Source organism: Pseudomonas sp. PF05 (genome assembly GCF_056521845.1).
On record NZ_JBWLPW010000094.1, the window covers coordinates 1 to 358 of the forward strand.

Genomic DNA, 358 nt, shown 5'->3' on the forward strand with positions numbered 1-358 from the left:
CAGGTGATGGTAAAGAATGCCTTCCTGCAACGGTGCCACCGGGTAGATTTCTTGCACGTTGCGGGCGCCACCCGGCACCGTCGACACGATACGGTCGATAGCGTCCTGGTCAAGGTTTGTCAGCGTCAGCATGTCTGGCGTGATCCGCTCGCAGCCGAACGGGATGCCATTGGCCGGGACGTCGATTTCACTGCCCCCCCCCACTGCCGCCGCCAACGCGGCGAGGGTCGGTTGGCCGAACAGCACGCGCACATCGGCGCTCAAGCCGGCCTGGCGCATCCGCTCGATCAAGCTGACCGCCAGCAGCGAATGCCCGCCCAGTTCGAAGAAATGATCGTGACGGCCTACGCGTTCGGCC

1 protein-coding gene is annotated in these 358 nt (G+C 64.5%); it reads right to left on the reverse strand.

Annotated elements, in window-relative coordinates:
* On the reverse strand, nucleotides 1-358 hold a 358-nt coding region (locus tag AC09SL_RS29580), incomplete at both ends, for a phosphopantetheine-binding protein (protein WP_479572025.1).